At 37.9% G+C, this 8,837-nt stretch carries 9 protein-coding genes; all 9 read right to left on the reverse strand.

Annotated elements, in window-relative coordinates:
* Positions 1-28: 28 nt before the first annotated feature.
* On the reverse strand, positions 29-1,414 hold the full coding sequence (gene tnpC / locus ABDZ53_RS00540) for an IS66 family transposase (RefSeq protein ID WP_343752903.1): 1,386 nt from the start codon (positions 1,412-1,414) through the stop codon (positions 29-31).
* Between the two features lie 99 nt (positions 1,415-1,513).
* On the reverse strand, positions 1,514-1,873 hold the full coding sequence (tnpB, locus tag ABDZ53_RS00545; RefSeq protein ID WP_343752905.1) for an IS66 family insertion sequence element accessory protein TnpB: 360 nt from the start codon (positions 1,871-1,873) through the stop codon (positions 1,514-1,516).
* A complete protein-coding gene (locus tag ABDZ53_RS00550; protein WP_343752907.1) occupies positions 1,860-2,060 on the reverse strand; it encodes a hypothetical protein in 201 nt (66 codons plus the stop codon). Before ABDZ53_RS00550 ends, tnpB begins: the two co-directional genes overlap by 14 nt.
* A gap of 204 nt (positions 2,061-2,264) precedes the next feature.
* Positions 2,265-4,169, reverse strand: a complete 1,905-nt coding sequence (locus tag ABDZ53_RS00555) for an oligopeptide ABC transporter substrate-binding protein (RefSeq protein ID WP_343752909.1) — start codon at positions 4,167-4,169, stop codon at positions 2,265-2,267.
* 18 nt (positions 4,170-4,187) lie between these two features.
* Entirely contained in the window at positions 4,188-5,135 is a 948-nt protein-coding gene (locus tag ABDZ53_RS00560) for an ABC transporter permease (RefSeq protein ID WP_343752911.1), read from the reverse strand.
* Positions 5,136-5,169: 34 nt separating this feature from the next.
* The gene (locus ABDZ53_RS00565; protein ID WP_343752913.1) at positions 5,170-6,129 is read right to left on the reverse strand and encodes an ABC transporter permease; all 960 of its coding nucleotides are present in this window, start codon (positions 6,127-6,129) and stop codon (positions 5,170-5,172) included.
* A 1-nt stretch (position 6,130) separates the two neighbouring features.
* Complete coding sequence (locus ABDZ53_RS00570; RefSeq protein WP_343752915.1) at positions 6,131-7,123, reverse strand: ATP-binding cassette domain-containing protein; 993 nt, start codon at positions 7,121-7,123, stop codon at positions 6,131-6,133.
* Positions 7,124-8,128: an ABC transporter ATP-binding protein gene (locus ABDZ53_RS00575; protein WP_343752917.1), complete on the reverse strand. Its 1,005-nt coding sequence runs from the start codon at positions 8,126-8,128 to the stop codon at positions 7,124-7,126. It abuts the gene before it with no gap.
* Positions 8,129-8,352: 224 nt separating this feature from the next.
* On the reverse strand, positions 8,353-8,595 hold the full coding sequence (gene acpP / locus ABDZ53_RS00580; protein WP_343752918.1) for an acyl carrier protein: 243 nt from the start codon (positions 8,593-8,595) through the stop codon (positions 8,353-8,355).
* Positions 8,596-8,837: the final 242 nt, after the last annotated feature.

An 8,837-nucleotide genomic window follows, 5' to 3' on the forward strand; every position in this document is an offset into this window, starting at 1 on the left:
TAAATATGTTGTTATAACACTATTGAACTTAATTTGAGCACATAACAAGTTTCAACACATAATTTCTTCCCATGACGAGAGACTTGATTCCTCGTTCCGCTAGATTGTTGGATAGTACAAGACGCCCGTCTTCCAGAACATTCATCATTCGCTCTTTCTGATTCATTGCGTATGTGATCGCAGTCCGAAGCTTTCCATGTGCAGTTAAGGATTCACACCAGTCAAAAAATTCCTCAAGTTTCGGCTTAAGTATCTCGATGCGCTGATTATAACGGTCCTTGACTGATAAATTTTTTAACGACTTATCCAAGGCAAATAATTCATTACATAGAGTGACACCTTTATGAGCTATACTTTTACTAGAATAGTTTTTTGGACGTGCCTCATAGAACTTTCGTCTGATATGAGCCAGGCAGGCAATCATCGTCATACCCGGAAGATTATTGTACCCTGAGAATCCATCGCTGTGTAGATAGCCAGTATAATCCTCTAAGAAATCTCTGGGAACAGATCCGCTTCGTGACGGGCCCAACCTGAAAATATGGATGGCACGATCACTATACTTGCCCGTGCTAAACAACCACATATAAGATTTTTGTCGTTCTTTATCGTTCAGTACTTTGAATGTCGTTTCGTCAGCGTGAAGAACCTTTTGGTTCAATAGTTCTTGTCGCATTTCAGCCACGAGATCTTCAAAATAATACTGTGACGTTTTAATGTGCCAGTTGGTAATGTTATGACGAGGTATCGGATAGCCGAGTAGTTTCCAGTAAGACTCTTGTCTGTAGGCTGGAACTTTTTGCTCAAACTTTTGATACATGGTTTCCGCTATCAGTGACGCAGAGGCAGCTGTATTATTTAAAGGAAGTCTAGGAATCTCAGCTTTTGCAAACGGCGTCCGCGTTCCACTTTTCTCACAGTTCGCGCAGGCATATGTTTTCTGGAAATGTCTGTGATTTTCAACTCTTGCCGGAATAAATTTAACTTCCTGACGGATCAGTTGAGTACTGACTTCTTTCATTGCTTCTTTACATGTCGGACATGCACAAGATTCAATCTCATGAATATGGTCAACAGTAGGAAGCGAAGACAATTGCTGGTCTTTTAAGCCTTTACGTTTTTTGCGACGGACAACCTTGGTTATAATGACTTTATCTTCGTCGCTTTGGTCACCAGTCTGCTCTGGTTCGCTAAAAAGGGAATCGTTGAAAAGATTCCCTTGATTGGGATCGCCTTTCAACGTTTCCTTCTTTGAGCCATAAAGTTTTTGGATTAGGAATTCATTTTGTTCTTTCAGTAAAGAGAGCTCATCATCTTTTTGAGCGATAAGAGTCTTCAGTTGCTTGTTTTCTTCTAAAAGCTGATTTAACTTTTCAATAATCATTTCAAACTGCTTTTCGCTCTTGATAGACATGTCTGCTTCTCCTCATATAAATAGTAATTAAATTTTACTATAATTAGAAAGAAAAAACGAGAGAGTTAGTGATTTTTTCACCAATTTCTCTCTCATTTCTTAGGCTATACTCCCTTTAACCGCAGGTTTAATGGAAACTTTTTGGTTGACTGATAGTCCTTCAAGCAGCCAACGCAGCTGTTGTGTAGTTAATTTTTGAACTTCATTCTGGTTACGTGGCCAATTCAATTTGCCGTTCTCTAGTCGTTTATATAGAAGTAGGAAGCCGTCGCCTTCCCAGTAGAGAGCCTTAAATCGGTCTTTCTTTCCACCACAGAAAAGAAAGAGGGCATCATCATAAATATTCATGTCATATTCTTCTGTGATTGTGGCGGCTAATCCATCAATCTGACGACGCATGTCTGTCTTTCCGCAAACGATAAAAATATTTTCTACTTGAGTAAAATCAACGAGTTTCATAGCTGGCCATCTCCGTTAGGAGAGTTTTAAGTGTACCATCATTAATCTCCTCATAAATAAATAACTCTGAATGACTCGTTTTTACTCGTGCGACGAGTTTTTGTGGCGACTGCTTCGTCACTGTACGGCGATCGTTTTGATTATCCCGCAATGTCACAGGAACAATATCCTGTCTATTCTTTCCCAAACTAAAAACCTCCTGCATACTTAAGATATTTCAAGTTTAACAGGAGGTTATCCTTATTCACAGGTACCTAGCTATTCATCGCTTACGGACTAAACAAAATAAAAAACCCAAGGAGAACGAATCCTTGGGTTCTTTTGAGCGATTTTGAGTGATTTTTGAGCGAAAATCATTCTATTTGGTATTATAAATTCTCAATTTTAATTATTATCTTTCTTCAGATGTAAGATATAAAGTATGCAATCCAGCACCTGGAGTATCTGGGTCTACTCCGATATTGATGTCGTATGCACCTACACGGTCGTGAACTGGGAATACTTCGTTACGGAATAGAGTTGGGATGACTGGCGCTTCTTCCATGAAGTACTCTTGCCATTCGTGGAATACTCCTTCACGCCATTCAATGTCAAATCCTTGGTCACTTAACATTTTTTCCATATACTCATCGTTTTCTTCTGTTGCCCAACGAGTGTAGTTAAATGGAGCATAGCGTCCATATAAACCATCTGGTGTAGGGTCAGAACCTGTTCCCCAAGCTCCTTGGTAGATATCAATACCAGGGTCATCGGCTTCTACACGGTCATAGAATGTATTAAATTCTAGTAGACGACCGTCTGTCAATTGAACGTTTAAACCAATAGCTCTCCATGATTGCATATAGTATTCAGCAATTGGTTCAGCAACGTCTCCACCTGACATAGAAGCAAAGTTAATAACTAACTCTTCACCTTCAGGTGTTTCACGGAATCCATCTCCATCCACGTCTTCGTATCCAGCGTCATCAAGTAACTGAATAGCTTTTTCTTGATCGAATGGATATCCTTCAACGTCAGGATTATAGTATCCACCGAAGTTAGGAATGATTGGTGAGTTTGCACGGCTACGTAGACCTTGGTAGAAACGAGCACCAACAGCGTCGTTATCAATCGCGTAACCCATTGCTTGTCTCAAGTTTTTATCTGCCATTTTAGCATCAGGATTTGGAACAACTTGAGCTGGTTCTGTTACATTTCCTTCGTCGTCTGTTTGAGCTTCTTGCCATTCACCTAGTTTAAATCCGATATAAGTGTATGAGTTTTCAGGTCGTCCAAGTACAGTATATCCTGGAAGATCTTTATAGTTCTCAAACTGGTCTGTTGGCATACCAGTAAATAGGTCGAACTGTTCATTTTGCATTGCAGCTACAGCTGTTGATGTAGGTACAGTTTCTAATTCAATTCTTTCAATGTTTGGAGTACCTCTGTAGTAGTCATCAAATCTGACATATGATACAGCTTCACCTGGAACAATGTTTTCAACCATGAATGGTCCAAATCCGATTGGTCTTTCTCGAATTTCTGGAGCTGATTCTAGTTCTCCAACTGGAATGTGCTCTAGATAGTGACGAGGTGCCGCATAAGCCCAGATTCCACCACCAGCTTGTAACATTTGTACCCCAACTGTTTGGTATTCAATTTCTAAAGTTAAGTCGTCAACAATAGTAATACCTGAAATTTCATCAGCTACACCATTTTTAAAGTCTTCCATACCAACAATGTTAGATAAACTTGATGTATAACGGACACCTGTGTAATCAGGATGTCCAATGATTTCGTGTGCAAATGCGATGTCTCCTGCAGTTACTTGCTCACCATCATGCCATAAAACATTATCTTGTAAAGTAATAGTTACAGTATTATTTTCTTGATCCAGTTCCATTGTAGCAGCACCTGAATCATCGTATTGATAGTTTTCATCAGATCCAAGTAATGTTCCCATCATATAACCCATAACAACTGCATCTGGGTTACCGGAATATAACTCAGTACTGAAGATACCTGTAAATGGTGAGTCTGTAACAAATCCTACAGCTAAAGTTCCGCCATCAATTGGATCTCCTTCGTTTTCTACGCGTTGTTCAAATTCTACTGGTGCTGGTCCATCATCAGCTGCTTGATCCCCGTTATCAGCAGCATCCCCATTTTCATCTACTACTTCTTCACCGTTATCTGAACCATTGTCAGTTCCGTTACCAGTGTCTGTAGTATCAGTATCACCGTTACCACATGCAGCTAAGATGAATGCTACCGCAGCAGTACTTGCCAACATGCTGTATTTTTTCTTGTTTGACATGTTTTTTCTCCCCTTCTCTTATCCTAATCTCTGTTTTGCGTCTGCCGCACGTTGAATTGCACGACCGACATAGTTTATACACAGCACCAACACTAAAATCAGTGTGGAAGCTGGTAGCCAAACCCATGCTCTATTTTCCAGAATATCTGGATTAGTAGCTAAAGAAACTAATGTACCTAAACTTGGCGTACCGGTTGGTAAACCGAAACCAAGGAAAGATAAGCCTGTTTCTAAGCCAATACTGCCGGCTAAGTTCAATGTTAAGTTAACTATAATCAATGAACTGATATTCGGCATCATTTCTCGAAGCATTATCACAATCGATGGTGTTCCCATTGTTTTAGAAGCATTGATAAAATCAAGTCTTCCAACTGTTAACGCGCGTCCCCTAATGAATCGGGCTTGTCCGTGCCAGCTGAATAAAATCAATATTCCGGCAAATGTGACAATGTTATAGTCTGGAACAATGGTTACGAAAATGATAATAATCATCAACTGAGGTAAAATCATGATAAAATCAATGATACGCATAATAATATTATCGACTAAACCTGCGTAATAAGCAGATATAATCCCAATAGTAATTCCAATCGCACTCGAAACGATTGCAACCGTCCATCCAAGGAGTAAGGAATTTCGTGCTCCTATTAATAACAGTCCAAAGATATCTCGACCGGCTGAGTCTGTTCCTAAAATGTATCTTGTTCCTTGATGCATCGGATCTTCACTCATAGACATGGGTGGAAGATAGTAATCGAACAAACTGACCGTCTGTACGACGTCTTGATCAATTATAAATGACCATACGAAAATAGTGACTAGTAATACTACAACTAAGATTAATGATCCTAATGCTAATTTATCTCTCGCAAATTCTCTTGCAATAACTCTAAATCCCATTGGAGGGGCTGACGCGGCCATATCATCTGACAATACTGCTGCATCTGCATCTTGATTTGTTGCCATCTTATTTATTCATTCCCTTCTTTAACTTTCAGCTCTAATCAATACGGATACGAGGATCTACCGCCATTAAAATCAAGTCTGATAATAATGTGCCGATTAAACCAAGAATACCGTAGAACAATACCAGTACAAAGATAACACTGTAATCCCTAGTAGTGATTGATTGTAAGAATAGGTAACCCATTCCTCGATAGCTGAAAATTTGTTCAATAAAGATTGATCCTGAAAGAAGTCCTACAATGGTATATCCAAATCCAGATGCTATAGGTAAAGAGGCATTACGGAAAATATGTTTGGTATATACTTTTTGAATCGGCACACCTTTTGATCGAGCTGTTTTAACGTAGTCCGATGTTTTAGCATCTATGATTTCACTACGTAAATATTGAATTATTGATGTTGTTCCTAAAACAGCCGTAGTCAGCGATGGGAGTATCAAGTGATAAAGTTGACTCCAGAATCTTTCCATTGGAGTATTAGCATTAATACTAATACTTCCTCTTGCTGGGAACCAAGCTAAGTTATAACCAAAAATATAAACAGCTAATAGGGCTAATACAAAGATAGGTACAGCATAGCTCACAAAGTTGTAAACTAACACAGCTTTATCTAATACAGATTCATTGTAGCGTCCTGCCAAAATACCTAATGGTAAGGCAATCATATACGTTAATAAAGAAGATAGTAAGGATAGTCTTACAGTATTCCCTAATCGGCCAGCGATAACTGCCGTTACAGGTTGTTGATAATTAAAACTTCTTCCAAACTCTCCTTGAAGGGCATCGCCAACCCATCTGACATATCTAATAGGTAGTGGGTCATTCAATCCATAAAACTCTCTCATAGCTTCTATTTGTAGAGGATCTAAATCCGGGTCAATGAGTCCAGTAAAAGGATCCCCTGGCATAAAATCAGCTAATATGAAAATTAATACACTTAAAATAATGATTTGAGGAATCATTAATAGTAAACGTCTAAATATTGTTTTCCACATATTAATTTCTTCCCCCTGTTCTCAACTTCTCATTTTGCATTGAAGCATTTGGTCCTTCAGGTTTTAATGCGACTAAGTGATCATCACTAAATTTCTGAAGATCATACACTCGACCGTCCGGATCATAATAGTTTGTTTCTTGTGCTAGATATTCTGCCTCGACACGCTGTCTTTCGACTTTGTGAGCATCTCTTGTTGTTGGATCCATATCAGGGATGGCAGAAAGCAATCTCTTAGTATAGATATGTTGCGGATTATTATAGATATTCTCTTTTGAACCTTGTTCAACAAATCTTCCTCTATGCATAATCGCAATATCATCTGACATATGTTGGACCACACCAAGGTCATGTGAAATAAACAAGTAACTTAAATCATATTCTTTCTGAATACGTCTCATAAAGTTTAAGACTTGCGCCTGCACTGATAAATCTAAAGCAGATGTTGGTTCATCAGCAATAATCAGTTTTGGATCACTTGCTACGGCTCTTGCCACACCGATTCTTTGTCTTTGACCCCCAGAGAATTCATGTGGGTATTTATACATTGCTTCAGCATTCATACCAACAATCTCTAAGTATTCGACTACTTTTCTTTTAATTTCATCTGGTGTGTAGTCAAAGTAATTACGCATAGGTTCTGCAATAACATCTAATATACGCTTTTTAGGGTTCATGGATGATGTCGCATCTTGAAAGATCATCTGAACATCTTTGTTATAGTTCGCATACTTTTGTTTTCTACTTCTAGCTTTATTGGTTACTTCTTCACCTTCATAGAAAATTTGACCAGAAGTCGCTTTTTCTAAACCGATGATTGTTTTCCCAATTGTTGTTTTACCTGAACCAGATTCTCCAACAAGTCCGTATGTCTTACCTGTTTCTAGTGTCAAGTTAATACCATCCACTGCTTTAACATAACTTTGAATAGTGTTTAAGACTCCGCCTCTGATAGGATAATGCACTTTTAAATCTTTAACTTCAATAAACCCCATTTAGTTTCCCTCCCCTTCAAAGTGGAAATGTTTCCAACACGTACATCTCACTTTGTGGTTTGGTGCTACTTCGTGTAATACAGGATTCTCTTCATGAGCTTCAGCAGGAATCCATGGTATACGTGGAGCGAAACGGCATCCTTCTCTTGGTAAGTTTTGTAACGAAGGAACTGTACCGTGAATAACGTGCAATTCATCGTCTTCTCCCTCTAATTCGTGAGGAATAGAATTCAATAGTGAACGTGTATAAGGGTGTTTCGGATTAGCAAATAATTCATGAACAGGTGCTTCCTCAACAATCTGTCCGGCGTACATAACTGCCACTCTATCGGCTGTCTCTGCAACTACCCCTAAGTCATGAGTGATTAAAATGATTCCAGAACCTGTTTCTCTTTGAATGTCTTTCATCAAGTCTAAGATTTGAGCTTGAATCGTTACATCCAGAGCGGTCGTCGGTTCATCTGCGATAATAACTGGAGGCTTGTTGGCTAAAGCAATAGCGATAACCACTCTTTGTCTCATCCCTCCAGATAATTCATGCGGATAAGATTTCATGATTTGTTCAGGTCTAGGAATACCAACTTGATTTAACAATTCCAGAACTCTAGCGCTGATTTGTTCATCATTCATATCAGTATGATATTCTAAGGCTTCTGCTATTTGTTTGTAAATAGTCATTAGCGGATTTAATGATCCTAATGGATCTTGGAATATCATCCCAATGTCGTTTCCTCTAATACGGTTATACAACTTCTCATTTAAATCGAGTAGGTTTAAATCTTTATATAAAACTTCACCTTTGATTTTAGTGTTCTTAGGATCGTGTAATCCCATAATTGATGTAGCTAATGTGGACTTCCCACATCCGGACTCACCAACAATGGCTAAAATTTCATTGTTTTTTAATGTTAAGGATACTCCATCTACTGCGTTGTGGTAGACATCCCCAAATCTAAAACCTATTTCTAAGTCGTTAACCTCTAACAAGCTACGTTCAACGGCCACTTCTTAACCTCCTATACTCTACTTCTCTAAGATTATTCTTCAGAGAAGATTGTTAAACTTTCATTGTATTCTCATCAAAAGCTTAATAATATAAATCGAATTATACACTGCATTTCTTTATATAGCAATGCTTTTTTATTATTTTATAACAATTAGTTAAATTTTCAAGTGAATTTTATCATTTTTTTCTAATAAATCTATAACAGACTCATTTTGTTCAAATCTTACTGCATTGTGTCATGAATGTAGTCTACAGCTTTACCCACTGTAGTGATTTGTTCAGCGTCTTCATCAGAAATTTCTTCTCCGAAAGTATCTTCCATTTCCATGACTAACTCAACAATATCTAATGAATCTGCTCCCAAGTCATCTTTAAAAGTAGTATCTCTCGTTACTTTCTCTTCATCTACTCCTAAACGTTCAACTATAATCGCTTGAATCTTATCGAAAATTTCTTGTTTTGTCATTATACTCGGCTCCTTTGAATGAAATAGCATTCTGTTACTTGTTTATCATAATACTATTATTAAATTTTCATTTAATTCACAAATGTTATTGTATCGTATTCGTTTTGTAATTTCCATCGTTTTTTAGAAAAAACATTAAAAAATCCTAATGATAACGTTTTACTTGTTCATATTATGATTATGGTGTCAAAACCCCATAATTTTAAGCACTTAATCAACTTGAAATGCTCAAAAGTATACAG

The sequence above is a fragment of the Alkalibacterium iburiense genome, from assembly GCF_039521845.1.
Lineage (GTDB): Bacteria > Bacillota > Bacilli > Lactobacillales > Carnobacteriaceae_A > Alkalibacterium > Alkalibacterium iburiense.

What these genes read in the sequence shown, in the direction of transcription:
- tnpB (WP_343752905.1), bottom strand. Translation starts at nt 1,873, where the DNA reads ATGAAACTCGTTGATTTTACTCAAGTAGAAAATATTTTTATCGTTTGC.
- acpP (WP_343752918.1), bottom strand. Translation starts at nt 8,595, where the DNA reads ATGACAAAACAAGAAATTTTCGATAAGATTCAAGCGATTATAGTTGAA.
- ABDZ53_RS00560 (WP_343752911.1), bottom strand. Translation starts at nt 5,135, where the DNA reads ATGGCAACAAATCAAGATGCAGATGCAGCAGTATTGTCAGATGATATG.
- ABDZ53_RS00555 (WP_343752909.1), bottom strand. Translation starts at nt 4,169, where the DNA reads ATGTCAAACAAGAAAAAATACAGCATGTTGGCAAGTACTGCTGCGGTA.
- tnpC (WP_343752903.1), bottom strand. Translation starts at nt 1,414, where the DNA reads ATGTCTATCAAGAGCGAAAAGCAGTTTGAAATGATTATTGAAAAGTTA.
- ABDZ53_RS00570 (WP_343752915.1), bottom strand. Translation starts at nt 7,123, where the DNA reads ATGGGGTTTATTGAAGTTAAAGATTTAAAAGTGCATTATCCTATCAGA.
- ABDZ53_RS00565 (WP_343752913.1), bottom strand. Translation starts at nt 6,129, where the DNA reads ATGTGGAAAACAATATTTAGACGTTTACTATTAATGATTCCTCAAATC.